Origin of the sequence: Dyadobacter sp. CY347, assembly GCF_021502655.1 — a bacterium.
In the GTDB taxonomy this organism is placed as follows: Bacteria; Bacteroidota; Bacteroidia; order Cytophagales; family Spirosomataceae; genus Dyadobacter.
In genome coordinates, this window is record NZ_JAKFFT010000011.1 from 21,627 (window position 1) to 37,689 (window position 16,063).

Genomic DNA, 16,063 nt, shown 5'->3' on the forward strand with positions numbered 1-16,063 from the left:
GGTAAATTATCTTACATTGTTAGATGATGTCATTTTACTTCTTCGAATGTCCCATCTGAGTAAAAAATAAGAATTTTCTCTATTTGTCTGGTACGGGAGGAGTTGGTAGCCGCAGCAGAAGGTTTCCCATTTAAAGAGTTTTTTTCGGATCTCCCCAGCTGCCTGGCGTTTGGCTCTCGATTGTTTCGTGTAGAGCTAAGGATTTCGAGCTGTCCAAGACTTTCGGCAGCGGATGATTCCGCCGTAATAAATGGGAGCTCTTCACCATCCAGAATCCAATTCGTACCAAGTTCAGGAAAGCGCCTCACAATCTTCTGTACGATATCCAGGCTTGGCTTGTTTCTTCCTGCAAGAATGTGGGACATGCTGGACCGTTGTATCCCGATCTCATCTGCGAATATAGAAGGCGAGATATTTTTGTCAGTCAGAATTTGCTTGATCTTATCGTTTAAATCCATCCGGGCATATGGTTTACAATGTTGCATGCAAGTTATTAAATGCAATTTGTATTTACAAATGTTAAGCAAATAATATTGTTACGTTTGTAAACTGTTCGTTTAGCATTGTCAATTTTGGACTGTTGACATTATTAAATAGCGCTGTCAATAACTATTAGATCCCGTATTAACCTGTAAACTCAAAGAAAAAGGGCGCTATCTGAGATAACGCCCTCCAACAATTAGAATTTATTAAACTAAACTGTCACATTGTTTTCACGCAGTGCATCATTTAATGATGTTTTAAGATCTGTGCTTGCTTTACGCTTTCCAATGATCAATGCGCAGGGAACGTGGTATGTTCCTGCTGCGAATTCTTTTGGAAGCGTTCCAGGGATCACAACAGAATCTGCGGGAACAAAACCTTTGTATTCAACGGGCTCAGAGCCTGTTACATCAATGATCTTCGAGCTGCCGGTAATGGTTACGCCAGCGCCAAGAACAGCTCTTTTACCAATGTGTGCCCCTTCAACCACAATGCATCGCGAACCGATGAATGCTCCGTCCTCAATGATCACAGGAGCAGCTTGTACAGGTTCCAGTACACCGCCAATTCCTACACCCCCACTCAGATGGACGTTCTTGCCTATCTGTGCGCAGCTTCCGACAGTTGCCCAGGTGTCAACCATTGTGCCTTCGTCGATGTACGCGCCGATGTTAACGTACGATGGCATCAGCACAACACCTTTAGATATGTATGCACCATAACGCGCAACGGCTGGCGGCACCACCCTAACGCCCAGTTTGTCGTAACCGGTCTTCAATTTCATTTTATCATGGTATTCAAAAATGCCCACTTCACTAACGGACATCTGTTGAATAGGAAAATAAAGAATAATCGCTTTCTTCAAAGCCTCATTAACCTTCCATGAACCATCTTCCTGCGGTTCGGCCACTCTTAACCGGCCTTTATCAACTTCCTCAATGACTTCTTTAATGTAATTCACCGAATCAGCATCCTTTAATAATTCCCTGTTGGACCAGTAAGACTCAATCTTTTCTGCAATAAACATGTTTAAGTAGTAGATTAGTTAAATTGTATTAAAGTACTGTATTATAGATAGTTATGGCATTACTCAACATTAAATTTCGAAAAACTGCCGTTTCGCAAAATCCTCGAATTCGCCCAGTTGGTTCTAATAGCTTACCGCATTCTCTATGAAGTAATCCTGTATTGGATATCCCACATCGTTATTTCAGCCACGACAAATATAAGGACATATATTACTTAATATAAATAGACATACAGAGAAATAAATACTATCTATATTAGTAAATTCGACAAAATACTAACTAAAATAGCTTTTCGATCATTTTGCTAATTAGAATAGTAATCATTTTGCTTTTACAATTGAATCAGTTTTTTCAATGATTCCTTTAAATAAGGGCACATTTTTGTTAATTTCGCGTCAGTAATAAACAATCACTAGAAAGACATGTCAAAAGTTAAAGTTGCTATCAATGGATTTGGCCGCATAGGCCGTCTGGTTTATCGTCAGATTTATAATATGGAAGGCATCGATATAGTTGCTATCAATGACCTTACCAGCCCAAAAGTATTGGCCCACCTGCTTAAATATGACACTGCACAAGGCCGTTTTGACGCTGATGTGAAATCAACTGACAATTCAGTTGTTGTCAACGGCGAGAATATCGTTATATATGCACAACGTGACCCTGCTCAAATTCCCTGGGGATCGCATGATGTAGATGTTGTTCTGGAATGTACAGGTTTCTTTACCAGCCAGGAGTCTGCAAGTGCCCACATTAAAGCTGGCGCGAAAAAAGTAGTTATCTCCGCTCCTGCTACCGGCGACCTGAAAACAATCGTTTTCAACGTGAACCATGACATTCTGGACGGTTCTGAAACAATCATCAGCGGCGCTTCTTGTACAACCAACTGTCTTGCGCCAATGGCTCAGGTGTTGGAAGAGAAATTCGGCATCGTTAATGGTTTGATGACAACCATCCACGCTTATACAAATGATCAGAACACACAAGATTCACCGCATCCAAAAGGTGATTTGAGAAGAGCCCGTGCAGCTGCACAGAACATCGTTCCGAACAGCACCGGCGCTGCAAAAGCGATCGGACTTGTTCTTCCTGCATTGAAAGGAAAACTGGATGGTTCTGCGCAACGTGTTCCAACATTGACTGGTTCATTGACTGAATTGACTGTTATTCTTGGAAAAGAAACTTCGGTTGAAGAGATCAACGCAGCAATGAAAGAGGCATCTAACGAAAGCTACGGATACACAGAAGATGAAATCGTGAGCAGCGACATTATTGGTATCAGCTACGGGTCACTTTTTGATGCAACGCAAACAAGAGTACAGAAAGTTGGTGATACACAGATCGTTAGAACGGTTGCTTGGTACGACAATGAAATGTCATACGTATCTCAATTGGTAAGAACAGTTTACTACTTCGCAAGTTTGATCGGCAAGTAATAAATTGATAAGCATAACGAAAACGGCCTTTTTATCACTCGATAAAAAGGCCGCTTTGTTTATAAGACAACTGCTTTAATGTACTTGATTGTGTAGCCCTTTGATACAAATATGCTTTCGTAATGTGTCCTCACGCCATAATGTTCTTCATGCAGATGCGATTCGTAAAGATCAGACGTATGTTCTATAACGTTAAATCTTTCTGATTCGTTGAGTTTCTCGAGGCTGTAATCGTATAGAAAGGTGCTGTCTGTTTTTAGGTAGAACATTCCTCCCGCTTTCAAATATCTTGCATATCGGGCCAGGAATTGAGGATTGGTGAGCCTTTTGTTTTCATCCCGGTCCCGCACTTGCGGATCCGGATGGATAAGCCAAATCTCGCTGAGCTCATTGTCCTCGAAAAATTCGTCTGCATACTGAATGCCTGCCCTTAAAAACGCAACATTCGACAGATTTTGCTCGGTCGCTATAAAACTGCCGCGGGCAATGCGGTCGCCTTTGATATCCATTCCGATGAAGTTCTTTTCCGGAAATTGTTTACCTAATCCGATGGTGTATTCACCCTTTCCGCAGGCCAGTTCTACGACGACCGGTTGATCATTTTCAAAGTATATTTTGTTCCAATGCCCTTTGATCGTGGTATATAATGGTTTTCCTGCTTCAATCACATTCGCCGCCTGGGCGCTAAACTTGTAGTGCTCTAACTTTCTCCTTGTCATTCTATCAATATCAATTACAAATCATTAATGTCTGCAACTACGAATGTGCTTCCGCCCACATATATTGTATCGTGGGAATCGGATTCACTAATTGCAGCTGCCAGTGCATCATTTACATTTAAAAAAGCCCTTCCTTCAAGACCATACGAGCTTGCTAGCGTGACCAGCTCATTCGCATCAAGGGCACGCATATTCGACGGCTGACAGAAATAAAACACGCCATCCGAGGGAAATAATTGCAGCATGGACGAAATGTCCTTATCCCCAACAAAACCGACAACAAAGCGCTGAACCTCGGTTGCAATGCTTTCAAATTGTTCCAGCGCGGATGCCAGGCCGGCCGTGTTGTGGCCTGTATCGCAATAAACATCCGGATTTTCCCCTAGCTTTTGCCAGCGGCCTTTCAGTCCCGTTATTTTGGTGACCGATGAAAGTGCCTCACGCACATGGGCATCTGGGAGCGCCCAACCCTGTTTCCTCAATGTCTCAATTGCCGCAATTACGCCCCCGATATTCTTCAACTGATAAGAACCGGTAAGGTCTAAACGCAGGCCTTCTATTGTCTTTCTAAGCGTTTCTTTTTCAACTACATCAACTTCCATCAAACCATACCTAAGCCCTTTTTTTTCTACATTATAGATCTCTGATGCATACAAAATCGGCGCATCAACCTTTTGGGCTGTACCGGAAAGCACATTACTGATGGCATCGGATTGCTTTTCACTGACTATAACAGGGATGGTAGGCTTGATTATCCCTGCTTTTTCGGATGCGATCTCCTCTAATGTCTCACCGAGATACTGCGTATGATCCAGGCTGATATTGGTGATTACGGACAATGCCGGAGTGATAATGTTGGTTGAATCCATACGGCCGCCCATTCCAACTTCAATCACTGCAACTTCCACAGACATTTTGGAAAAATAAGAAAAAGCCATGGCAACCGTCGCTTCGAAGAATGAAGGAGATAACCTTTCAATGTTAGATTTATTTTCACTGATAAAATCAATGATAAAATCCTCAGTGACAAGTTGACCATTTACCCGTATTCTCTCCCTGAAATCCTTTAAGTGAGGCGAAGTGTATAGCCCAACCTTATAACCTGCCTGCTGCAACACCGCAGCTAACATGTGAGAAGTGCTTCCTTTGCCGTTTGTTCCGGCAATGTGAAGGGTTGTATAATGAAGTTGGGGATCGCCCAAAGACTTACAAAGCTCCTGGGTAGTATGAAGGCCCGGCTTAAAAGCACGGGCCCCAATATTCTGAAAAACCGGCAGGCGGCTATACAGATAATCCAATGTTTCCTGGTAATTCATTCTAAAAACTATTGGGAACGGATTTTAAATGTGATCGTTCCAACTGACTCATCCGGCACATTTGAAGACTTTGGAATAAAAGTCAAATCCCGAACTGCACTCTTGTATTTGTTAACGACCGAATAATCAGTTACCGTCGTATTCTGCGTGATAATGCTCTTCACGCGCCCGTTCTTATCTACTGTGATCTTAAATGTAATGTCGCCCGTAGCGTCTGAATTATCGTCTACAACAGGCCTTCTCGACCAGCTCCACCCGGACAGGCTCAATCCTACCGCCGTTCCGCCACCGCCGCCTTCGCCTTTGTAAGTTTTGGCGAACAGGCTTCCCGTTTTCGAACCTTTATCTCCTACTCCTTCCGCATCGTCACCATTGTTATTGCCCCCCACGCCACTCTTGGTGCCGTTGGTGCCGTTACTTCCTGACTTGCTTCCGGAAGATTTCGTAAATAATGCATCTTTATTAACTGCCTTTTCAGGCGTTGGCTTGGCTGCCGGTGCTGATGAAGCTTCTGAACCGGTCGATTTTTTACTCTCGCTCTTTTCCGGCGCTTCCACCGGGCTCTCGGCCTTGGAGGTGATCACCGGCTTCTCTGCAACTGTTTTTGTAGGCTTAACCGGCTCAATTTTCGGAGGCGTCGGCGGTGTAGGTTTTGGTGTTGCCACCGACTTAACCTTTTTTACTTCATCCGCATCAGCACGCATGTTTTCTGCGACTTTGCTGTCGTTGGGCTTATTGAATGTCTGCACATCGCCCCTGCCGACTTTATCCGTTCCGTAATTAACCTCCACAAAGAGCTCCATAGGCGCAACTTTCGGCATAGAGCTGTTGAGCCTGATAAAGAAGAATAAGCCCAGCATTGCAATTGTAATTCCGATGGACATAGCCCAGGAAACTGCAATTCTCTGACGATCTTCTGCTTGTAATACAATCATTGTATTTGCTATATTTTACTATTCCAACAACGTAAAATTAAAAAAAATCGTGTGTTACGAAAAAAGGAAGCACTTTAATGCTTCCTTTTCTATGTTATTCTGATCATTTTTTCTTGTAAACCCAGCCTGCTTCTCCAATGACTCCTTTCAGTTTGTTGGAGGCGCGGTAAGCTTCTGTTTCAGTGCCGTATCCGTTTGCTGCAACCTTCACTTTCTTTCCGAACCGGTCGGGAGGTAAAATGCTTGCGTCTTCAAATCCTTTTTCCTTCAATTGGGCCAAAAGCACTTTCGCCTGTTTGACCCCTTTGAATGTTCCTGCTATCACATAGAACTTTGAAGATGAAGTCGGCTCGATGGTTGCAATTGCTTCGGGTTTAACCGCCGGGATCGCCAATTTTGCTTTAACTGAATCGTCCTTCGCTGGTGTAGGAACTTCAACAGGCAATGCAGTAACGGCAACAGAATCTTCGTTGGTTACCGGCTTTACGGCTGGCTCTTTGGAAACAGGTTCAACAACAGTGGTTTCCACGCTTTCCGCTTTCACAGTTTCTGTTTTAGAAAACAACTCTGTAAAAGGATTTAGTGTGCTCTGAATGTCTCCGTTTCTTGAATTAACCAAAAACACACTCAAACCGCAGATCAATGTTGCAATGGCGGCCGCAGCAGCCCATCTTACCCACTTGAACGTGTTCGTTCTTTCTTCCTCTGCTTCAATGACTTCAACCTGTTCCTCTGCAATGTAATTGTCTGCAACAGCAATTGGAACTATCTTTTTATCAGCTTGTTTAGCCCTGATTTTCTCAAAACCATACCATTCGTCTTTGAAATATTTTTCAGTGTTAGGTTCAAAAACCAGCTTACCCTCAATATTCTTGCTAAAATCGCCTATCCCTGTAATCTGCGCCTGGCCGCGTTGTTCCAGATTATGTCGCAGTCCGTCGGTATAACCTTTCACATATTCAACCGCCTCCAAATGCGAAACACTTTCGTGACGCGATATGTAGTTTGCCAAAAGTCCGTCGTCAAGTTTCAGGAACTCGTTGAAAGCTAGCTTCTTGGCAGGTGGGGAAAAAGTTTGTGACATCGCATCATAAGCAGCCGGGATCTGGTGCGAAAGCAATGCTCCGAATCCTGGAATGATTACAAATTCATATTCACCTACAAGTTTTCGGATGACTGTTTCGACTGCTATCATGAACGTTTTTTCAGTTAACTCAGCGAAGTTAAAAAGAAAACGATAATCCTCCAATAAAGTTTAGTCCCTGCTGCGGGTAATACTGGTAACGCTGATACTGCTTGCCCAACACGTTGTTGAGTGACACAAATGCAGAGAAGTTCCTGGTTAACAGATAATCAATCTTGAAATTAAGATCTGCAATAACCGGCAATTTGGTGACTTCGCCGCTCTGGAAATTTTTTGCTTTTATTCCTCTCAACATATAGAAATCCGCTGTTACAAACAACTTCTTGCTGATCGCAAGCGCGTTAAACCAGTTTAACGTAAGATCCGGACGGTGCCAGGGCTCTTCCAGCTCGGCCACCGAGTAATCAAAGAAATTTACTTTAACAGACGTTTTGAACAGATCATTGAAATTATATCCTGCCTGACCGGAAATGCTCAGCACTTTTGTTTTACCAGGATCATAAATAATCGCGAACTTGGAAGTGTCGGCAAGGGAGTTGTTGAAATAATAAAAATTCCTGTACTGCGTATACGCCACTTTCCCCTCGTAGTTGAAGCCTGCAAGTCCTTCACCCTTTACACCAGCGCTCACTTCGTAGTCCTTATCAGTGTTAAGTATTTGAACATTGGGACCCAGCCACATATTCTCGCCCAGCATACTTTTCAGTGTATTTCTCACCATATCACCATTCCAGCCTGCGAAAATGTGAAGTCCGGCAAATGGTGCGACGTCAATGTTTAAAACCGGGAATGCTTTTGTCCGGTTGATCTCCAACTCACTGTCCGTTTCGTTAGCAACATTTATCCCCGCAGTCACCGAGAATAGGTCTGATGTGTATTTGAATGTTGGTTTTACGCGGAAAAGATTTCGGTTGTAGGTAAACCTGTCAACACGCTGCGTCACGAACGCGTCGGCTTCCAGCAATGCATGGAAAGATTCCGAAAGCGGCACGGAAGCCATTAATTTAGTCCCCCAATCCAATTCGGAAGCTTCGTAACGGTCGCGCAATGTGTGCAGGCTTGTTTTTACAGAATAATCAACCAGCACAGAGGCATCTGTATTTTCGAAGCCCAGTGATACGCCAAATCTATTGATCGTCTGGCGAATGCTGTCCCGGTCCACCTGAACGGTTTCTGGCTGCGGCTGGTAACCATAGAAGTAATAATTCTTGCGGTCGTAGTCGAGCGCTGCCTCTACTTTGTATTTGCTGCGAATGTACTTTCCGCCTATTTTAAAGTTTGTGGCAGCGTTGGCGGAGTTCTTATTGTCCACCGGACCATTCGCGGCCGATAAATGTTTCAGCTGCGTTGTAAAGACCAGATCTTCGGAAGGACGGCCTCCTACAAATGCTTCGCCCAGGAAACGGCCGTAATTGCCCGCTCCAAGCTTTACATAATTGTTAAGGACATCCGGCTCGTCTTTACGCTTTTGTTCATCCGAAGAAGCAGCCACGCTTGGCGTCAGCTTGGGCGACGAAAGGTCTATTTGGGGATCAATTATCTGGTAGTCAACTTTTTTCTTGCCTGTTTCGCCTTTTATAGGATCAACTTTATCATAAACCCGGTTTGCAGGGGCGAATTCAATGCTTTTTTCTTTTACAATCTCATAAGTCTGGCTTTCGATCTCCCCCCGTTGCGCCAATGCAAACTGGGAAGAAAAGCCAAGTGTCAATAGGAATAAGGAAGAACGTATCGCGATGGATTTCGTCATGAGTCTTAATATTTTCTGTTAGTCCCGCAGGAATGAATCTTTTTTATTTACTGATCTGAGCCAATTTCTCCTTCGCAAGCTTAACTGCTTCTTTATCGTCGGAATTGTCGATAATGGAAGTTAATGTGGCCTTAGCCTGTCCCATTTCATTCAGACCGACGTACACCTCAGCAAGCAGTATAAAAGACCTTACACGCCAATAATCATATCCCTCGAAATTCTTGCCCATCTCAATGATCGCAGTCTCGGCCTCTTTGAATTTTTTATTCTTAGAAAGTATCACAGCCGACCAGTAACTCGCCTCTGCACCATATTCATCTTTCGAAGATGCCGAGATTTTCTTAAACTCTTCCGCTGCTTTTGTCAGGTCTCCACGGTCGTAAGGCACTTTACCAGCATACAACTGCGCTTTCCCAACTGCACCGGGAATCAGGTTACCGCTATTGATGACTTCTTTGGCATAATACAATGTTGAGTCGTAGCTCTTCAATGTATAATAAGTGTCCATCAGGCCCACCCATGCTTGTGCCTGCTCTTTCTTGCTTTCGGAATTGCGAAGCAGTACGCGGAAATTTGAAACTGCATTGTTATAGTTTCCACGGCCAATTTCAAGTTCAGCAGAACGCTGGGCAGATGCTGCCACGAAGGTTGATTTGTTTTGCTGAACCACTTTACCAAAATATTGAAGCGCCTCGTTCACTTTTCCGATTTTGTCATAAGAAGAAGCGATGAAATAATTCGCGTCATACTGATGCTTGCTCGCCGGGTAACTCTGAATAAAGCCCTGCAATGCATTGATCGCATTCTCATATTTCTCGGCATAATAAAGGTTACGCACGTTGTCAAACTCAACTTCTTCGAGTTTTTCATTGCCCGGATTGTTCTTCCTGACCACTCCCAGCACTTGCGTAAATTCTTCCGGACGTCCTACTGCCGTATAAGCCTCCTGAATTCCTTCCAGAGCGCTGTTCGCAGATGGTGAATCCGCATACTCGGTCAGGATCTTTCGGAAATCGACAATAGCCTGTTCGTAAACCTGTAAGTTATAGTAAGATTGCGCCCGACGAAGCAATGCTGCGGGTATCGCGTTACTTTTTGGCTTTTCGTTGATCATTCTTGTGAAACCCTTCACAGCAGCAGAGTAACTCTGTTTTTGAAAATCAATGTCGGCCAGCTGGAAGTATGCGTCATCCAGATATCTCGATTGCGGATATTGACTGATCAACAGATCGAACTGTCTGCGCGCTTCCTGCTCGCGGTTCATGTACACATACGCGCGGGCCTTCTGGAACAATGCGTAATCCTTATCCACTTTACCCTTGGACGAAACCTGCTCGTAAGTCTTAATAGCCTCATTGTAATTTTTGGCAGCCAAGTAGCAATCCGCTAACCGTGAAAAGCCATCCTCAATCATGGCCGGCTCGATGCCCTCAATGTTATTGGTAAACTCCTTAAAGTATGTTAACGCCTGGGCGTATTTTTTCTGGTTGTAATAAATGTATCCCAAAGCGTACAGACTCTTTCTTGCATAAATCCCTGCCTTGGGATTTTTCGAGATTTGGGAATAAAGGTTAGCCGCTTCGTCGATTTTGTTCAAACCATATGTAGACTCCGCTTTATAATAAGTTGCAGAGATGAAAAGTTGTTCGTCCAATGGAAACTTAATGGACTTATCAAACATCACAATCGCATTATCAAACTTCTGTGCATTGAAATCAAGCACTCCCTGGTTATAGGTAAGCCGTTGATAGGTGCCATTAATTTTAGCATTCCGCTTGGAAAGACCTTCTATGTACTTTATCGCCCCAACTGAGTTGCTAGCGCTGGCATATCCTTCTGCTACCAACTCCGTGGCTTCCTCCGTATGTTTGCTCTGGGGATACCTTGCCATGAAGTCATTAAACTCCTTAACAGCCTCATTGTTGTTACCTGACTCCAATTGCACCTTTGCATGGTTGTAAGCAGCTTCTTCCTTAATTACCGGGTTGAAGTCAAGCTTAGCGGCATTGTCAAAGGAGGTTAAAGCATAAGTTGAGTTAGAAGTCTTTAAGTAGCTGATTCCCAGTATATAAGAAGCATACTGCGAAACAGAATCTTTGCCGGGTCCGATAGGCTTTAAGTTCGTTATAGCAGCGTCATAGTTACCATTCCTGAACAACGCATGACCGTAATGTAAAGCCACAGTCGGAGGCACAACGCCCGGTTTCATACGCTTGTAACGCTCGTAGGAAGTTACCGCCGCAGCATAATCGCCCTTTTCATAATACACTTCTGCGACATACAATGCTACGTCATCCAGTTTAGTATTGCCCCGTTGCGATTTAAGGATCTTCTCACCATAGGTTAGCAGCTCGTCATAACGCTTCAATTGATATAATGAAGAGATGATCCAGTTAGGCGCTTCATTCTTATAGTAAGGATGGTCTTCTATCCTTTGGAAATCCTGGTAAGCTTCTTCAAACTTATTTTTCTGATAATTGATTACACCGGCATAAAAAGAAGCATCGCCTGCATTCGCAAAGGATGTTTCCGTTTTGACCTGATTAAACAATGGCAGTGCTGCATCCAGCTGCTGCGTGTTATAATAGGACATGGCAAGCTGATAAGTGCTTTCCAGCTTGTTCGCACCGTTTCCTGCCACATTAACGGCCTTATCCAGATAGGTAATCGCTTTTTCATATTGACCCGACTCGTAATAGTAACGGCCAAGGTCACCGTAAATCTGCTGGGCCTTGGGGTGCTCAGAATGGTTTTTCACAAAACGGTCCACTTGTACTTCCGCCTCAGGATAGTTGAGATACAAGCCCGTAACTGCCACATAATATTCCGCCGTAACCTTGTTATAATCCGTAGTACTCAGCAACTTATCATCAGTGCCCAGAAATTCATTGAACTCCTGCCTGGCGGCTACGTAATTAGACTTTTCATAATATTCCAGGCCGTTTCGAAAATGGGCTTCCGGTTCTGTAATGCTTAATGTACTCTGAGCAAAAACCGAAGATGCGCCTACATATAAAAGCATTCCGAAAGTGGAGGCGCCGTGTTTAAAAACCATAGAGACTGAGTTGGTGAATTTTTGATTTGAATTAATGTCATTAACCATATCTTTTTAAAGAGAATTTTGGTGCGCTCTTACCTCTTAAAATTGTTTGCTATCTAACGAAAACTGTACTAAAACCGTATACGTTGGAAGTAAAGGCATAATTGATAGCCTCAGAAGATCACTTCATTCCGCATCAAAGACCCCGAAAAATCGTCATGCATTGCGTCGAACCGTAAAGTTATTGCAGCGATAAATGATTCGTCCATGCAGCGTTCTATTTCTGCGGGCGTTTCGATTTCGTAGTCATCGATTTTGTAAGTTTGCTCATACATGCCGGACTCAATTTTGACAATGTATTTGTTGTTCCATTGATATAGACCGATCTTAAATTTGTCGTTGGGTATATCCTTAATATATCTCATTTCATAAATAGTTGCAACCTTATGATTATCAGTATTAAACTAAATAGAATACTAATATTTTTAGTGCTAATTCTTGCTGCTTGTTCTGGTCAGGAAAAGAAAGATGCTGCTGACTTCTTCCTGAAAGGGAACCAGGCATTGAGTCAAAAGAACTATGCCGAAGCATTACGCCTATACGACGAAGCAATTGCCAAAAATGCAGATTTTTCAGACGCCTATCTCAATAAGGGGATAACTTTATTGAAAATGGGAAGGCCGGAAGATGCGCACGAGATTTTGACAGAAGCAATTAAAATCGACCCTACGCTCACGCAGGCAAATCTCGTCAGGGCAGAATCAGGGCTTGATCTGGGACGACTCAGGGAGGCGAAACAGGATTTACAGCAAATCGAAAAAGATTATAAGGATTCGTCCAGGTTTTTTCTTGTTCGTGGAAATCTGCTAGGCGCAGAAGGCAATGCCTCGCTTGCCCTTGCGGACTATGATCGATCCATTCAATTACAGAAGTTGAATGTTGAAGCATATGTTAACCGGGGAGCTATATACTACGGACTCAAAAACTGGAAAGCGGCCAAGGAAGATTTTGAAAATGCGCTTGCATTGAATCCTGCACAACCGGAAGCTCTCAACAATCTGGGACTAATTGCGACAAAAGAACGCAACTGGAAAGCAGCACTCTCCTACTTTGATCAGGTTTTATCTGCCAAGCCGGACGATCCGTATTCACTCAACAATAAAGGTTATGTGCTTTTGCAAACCGGCTCGTCGGAGCCGGCGAAGGAATTAATCGAAAGATCGCTCGAAAAATTGCCCAAAAATGGATACGCTTTCCGAAACCTGGGAATTTATTATCAACAAGCCGGGCAGTCCGACAAAGCGATCGAATCCTTTTTAAAGGCTATTGACATTGCGGAGCCGGTGGATATGCTTTACGGACTGGCGGGACAGGCTTATTTTCGGCAAAAAAATACTGCAGAGGCATGCAAAATCTGGAAACAAGGCATAGTGCTGAATGACTCGCTTGCCATTGCAGAAGCTGCAAAAAACTGCCGGTAACTACTGCTCCCGGCCGAGTCTTCGAAGTTCCTTCCAGACCTTTTCATTTTCATAAGGGTCCGTAAATATTTCAAGCATACTGATTCCCTTATTTTCTAAAAAAGCTTTGATTGAGTCTTCAAGTGATGCTGGTTCTGTACAACTGAAATAAGCAATGCTCGAATCTTCACAAGTTCGCTTTGCCGAGAATGCATGTCTGGTTTCAAAGTAAGTCTCGATCTCCGGAAGTCCGGACGGTCCATCGATCATTCTGAAAATATTTCCTCCAGCGTTATTAATTACCACAATTTTCAGGTTTTGCGGGAGTGCGTTAATTAGTAACCCATTCCGGTCGTACATAAATGCAACGTCGCCTACAATGAGCAATGTCTCTTCCCCATTCACCAGAGCCGCACCGATAGCAGTGCTTACACATCCATCTATCCCGCTCGTTCCTCTGTTACAAAACACACTCCGAATGTTAATACCTAGATCAAGCACATTGACATAACGGACCGACATACTATTTGCAACATGTAACTGATAAACTCGATCAGTAGATCTAAATAAAAAATCTAACGATGTTAAATCAGATAACTTTGATAGATTTAGATTAACAGATGGTCTTATTTGGCCGGATAAGTCATTATTAGCTGCCCAATTCCATAGAAACGAAGAATCAGTCTCCGGATCCGCATTTTGAACAAATAGCTGATAATCAATCTTTTCAAACAGATTTCTGAAAAAATATTGCGGTGAAACGGGGATGGTTCTAGTCAATGACTGAGTTGGATCAGCTAAAAACGCATCTTCTCCAATGTGCCAATGCGCTCGCGGCGGATTTTTCCTGATGAATTGTTTAAAATCCTTGGAAATGAATGACAACCCGAATGTAATCAAGAGATCCGGAACGAGTTGACCGGCATTTTTACCAGCCACAAAAAGGTCGTGGTTTCGGATTATGCGTGCTCCAGAGACATTGGCAATGGTATCTGCCAGCACCGGAATATCCCATTCTTCGGAGATTTTGGCCAGCACTTCACTCAGTTCATGATCCGGTAAATGCTGGCCCGCTGCTATTAAAATTTTAGGATATTCTTCAAATTCATCTAGCAATGCATTCCAAACTTCCGGTGCCAGGATCTTTTGAGTTGCTTGTCTGTCAATTACTTTTAGATTAGCCGAAGGAACCATCTCATCTCCTATCGAAGGATAGAACGGCTCCCTGATCGGAACATTAATGTGGACCGGCCCCATAGGAGCGGTTGCAGCCAGGGTTACTGCCTCATTAGATATTCGGTTGATAGCCCATTTCACATCCGCATGACCGTAATCGGCAGAAAACTCGAATGAGCGCTTGATATGCTTACCGAAAATTTCGCTTTGATAGATCGTCTGCCCGTCATATTGATGCAACCATTCCTTAGGCCGGTCAGCCGAAAGAACCACCAGCGGTATTTGCTGAAAAAACGCCTCAGAAACCGCCGGAGCAAAATTATAGACTGCACTCCCGGACGTACAGATTAGCACGACTGGAACGCCCGTTTGCTGCGCTATTCCAAGTCCTATGAAGCCCGCCGAGCGCTCGTCCATGCAAACATGCATTGTGAATCGTCCGAAGCGTGTAAATGCAAGCGTGAGCGCGGCGCTGCGCGAACCTGGGGAGACTACAACATGTCTCACGCCTTGGGCATAGCAAATGGCGGCAAGATCCACCAAAGGTTGTAAAATGGCCATATCTGTAAATAAAAATAGCCTCATTACGAGGCTATTTAATTAATACTGTATTGTATCACCGGATAACTGCAACATGATCAGTTCAGATTATCCCAGGTATGTTTTTAAAGCTTTGCTTCTGGAAACGTGACGCAATCTTCTGATCGCTTTTTCTTTGATCTGACGAACGCGTTCACGGGTTAGGTTAAACTTCTCACCGATCTCTTCCAGCGTCATAGCATGCTCGCCATTTAAGCCGAAATACAATGCGATAACGTCTGCCTCACGCTGAGTCAATGTGCAAAGCGCACGCTGTACTTCCTTACGCAATGATTCGTTCACCAAACCGGAATCAGGCTTGTCTTCCAAATCATTCTCCAAAACGTCCAAAAGGCTGTTTTCTTCACCTTGAACAAAGGGAGCATCCATGGAAACGTGACGACCAGAGATTTTCATAGTGTCGACAACCTCAGATGAAGAGATTTCAAGCACTTCCGCCAATTCTTCTGGCGAAGGCTCACGTTCGAAACGCTGCTCCAGTTCTGAAAAAGTTTTTGATATTTTATTTAAAGAACCTACACGGTTGAGGGGTAAACGTACAATCCTCGACTGCTCAGCAAGTGCCTGCAGAATAGACTGGCGAATCCACCAAACCGCATATGAAATGAATTTAAAACCTCTTGTTTCATCAAAACGCTGAGCAGCTTTAATCAAACCCAAGTTACCTTCATTGATCAAGTCACCCAATGATAAGCCCTGATTTTGATATTGCTTGGCCACAGACACCACAAAGCGAAGATTTGCCTTGGTAAGTCTTTCCAATGCAAGCTGGTCACCATCCCTAATTTTCTGAGCTAACGTCACTTCCTCGTCCGGCGTCAACAAATCCACCTTCCCGATTTCTTGCAAATACTTGTCTAACGACTGACTCTCACGGTTGGTAATTTGCTTACTGATCTTTAGCTGTCTCATCTATCTTTTATTAATTTTATATATAACGACATTAAATATTGCCCCTGTTACCAAAAACACTATT

Annotated in this window: 13 protein-coding genes; 2 read left to right on the plus strand and 11 right to left on the minus strand. The window is 43.6% G+C overall.

All coding sequences use genetic code 11. The features are described from left to right. Positions 1 to 29: 29 nt before the first annotated feature. Entirely contained in the window at positions 30 to 458 is a 429-nt protein-coding gene (locus L0659_RS24295; protein ID WP_235129188.1) for a helix-turn-helix transcriptional regulator, read from the minus strand. A 236-nt stretch (positions 459 to 694) separates the two neighbouring features. Further along, complete coding sequence (locus L0659_RS24300; protein WP_235129189.1) at positions 695 to 1,510, minus strand: 2,3,4,5-tetrahydropyridine-2,6-dicarboxylate N-succinyltransferase; 816 nt, start codon at positions 1,508 to 1,510, stop codon at positions 695 to 697. A 423-nt stretch (positions 1,511 to 1,933) separates the two neighbouring features. Between L0659_RS24300 and gap the strand changes: the two genes are divergently transcribed. Then, positions 1,934 to 2,947 carry a type I glyceraldehyde-3-phosphate dehydrogenase gene (gene gap, locus L0659_RS24305; RefSeq protein WP_235129190.1) on the plus strand — a complete coding sequence of 338 codons (1,014 nt, stop codon included), beginning with the start codon at positions 1,934 to 1,936 and terminating at the stop codon, positions 2,945 to 2,947. Between the two features lie 59 nt (positions 2,948 to 3,006). Here gap and trmB read toward each other — a convergent pair whose 3' ends face one another. The 7 genes from trmB to L0659_RS24340 form a co-directional block, all read right to left on the minus strand. Then, entirely contained in the window at positions 3,007 to 3,666 is a 660-nt protein-coding gene (gene trmB / locus L0659_RS24310; protein WP_235129191.1) for a tRNA (guanosine(46)-N7)-methyltransferase TrmB, read from the minus strand. Positions 3,667 to 3,680: 14 nt separating this feature from the next. After that, positions 3,681 to 4,982 carry a folylpolyglutamate synthase/dihydrofolate synthase family protein gene (locus L0659_RS24315; protein ID WP_235129193.1) on the minus strand — a complete coding sequence of 434 codons (1,302 nt, stop codon included), beginning with the start codon at positions 4,980 to 4,982 and terminating at the stop codon, positions 3,681 to 3,683. Between the two features lie 8 nt (positions 4,983 to 4,990). Next, on the minus strand, positions 4,991 to 5,917 hold the full coding sequence (locus L0659_RS24320; RefSeq protein WP_235129194.1) for a hypothetical protein: 927 nt from the start codon (positions 5,915 to 5,917) through the stop codon (positions 4,991 to 4,993). Between the two features lie 103 nt (positions 5,918 to 6,020). Next, complete coding sequence (locus L0659_RS24325; protein ID WP_235129196.1) at positions 6,021 to 7,112, minus strand: SPOR domain-containing protein; 1,092 nt, start codon at positions 7,110 to 7,112, stop codon at positions 6,021 to 6,023. Positions 7,113 to 7,140: 28 nt separating this feature from the next. Further along, positions 7,141 to 8,811: a TonB-dependent receptor gene (locus tag L0659_RS24330; protein ID WP_235129197.1), complete on the minus strand. Its 1,671-nt coding sequence runs from the start codon at positions 8,809 to 8,811 to the stop codon at positions 7,141 to 7,143. Positions 8,812 to 8,854: 43 nt separating this feature from the next. Then, positions 8,855 to 11,866: a tetratricopeptide repeat protein gene (locus L0659_RS24335; protein ID WP_235129199.1), complete on the minus strand. Its 3,012-nt coding sequence runs from the start codon at positions 11,864 to 11,866 to the stop codon at positions 8,855 to 8,857. Positions 11,867 to 12,024: 158 nt separating this feature from the next. Beyond that, positions 12,025 to 12,276 (minus strand): hypothetical protein, encoded by a 252-nt coding sequence (locus L0659_RS24340; RefSeq protein ID WP_235129200.1) that lies wholly within the window; start codon positions 12,274 to 12,276, stop codon positions 12,025 to 12,027. A gap of 63 nt (positions 12,277 to 12,339) precedes the next feature. Between L0659_RS24340 and L0659_RS24345 the strand changes: the two genes are divergently transcribed. Further along, entirely contained in the window at positions 12,340 to 13,332 is a 993-nt protein-coding gene (locus L0659_RS24345; RefSeq protein WP_235129202.1) for a lipopolysaccharide assembly protein LapB, read from the plus strand. Here the strand turns inward: L0659_RS24345 and menD are convergent, their stop codons facing one another. Together menD and L0659_RS24355 are read right to left on the minus strand one after the other, a co-directional pair. Beyond that, entirely contained in the window at positions 13,333 to 15,072 is a 1,740-nt protein-coding gene (menD, locus tag L0659_RS24350; RefSeq protein ID WP_235129204.1) for a 2-succinyl-5-enolpyruvyl-6-hydroxy-3-cyclohexene-1-carboxylic-acid synthase, read from the minus strand. A 63-nt stretch (positions 15,073 to 15,135) separates the two neighbouring features. Beyond that, positions 15,136 to 15,999: an RNA polymerase sigma factor RpoD/SigA gene (locus L0659_RS24355; protein ID WP_015810559.1), complete on the minus strand. Its 864-nt coding sequence runs from the start codon at positions 15,997 to 15,999 to the stop codon at positions 15,136 to 15,138. Between the last annotated feature and the right edge of the window lie 64 nt (positions 16,000 to 16,063).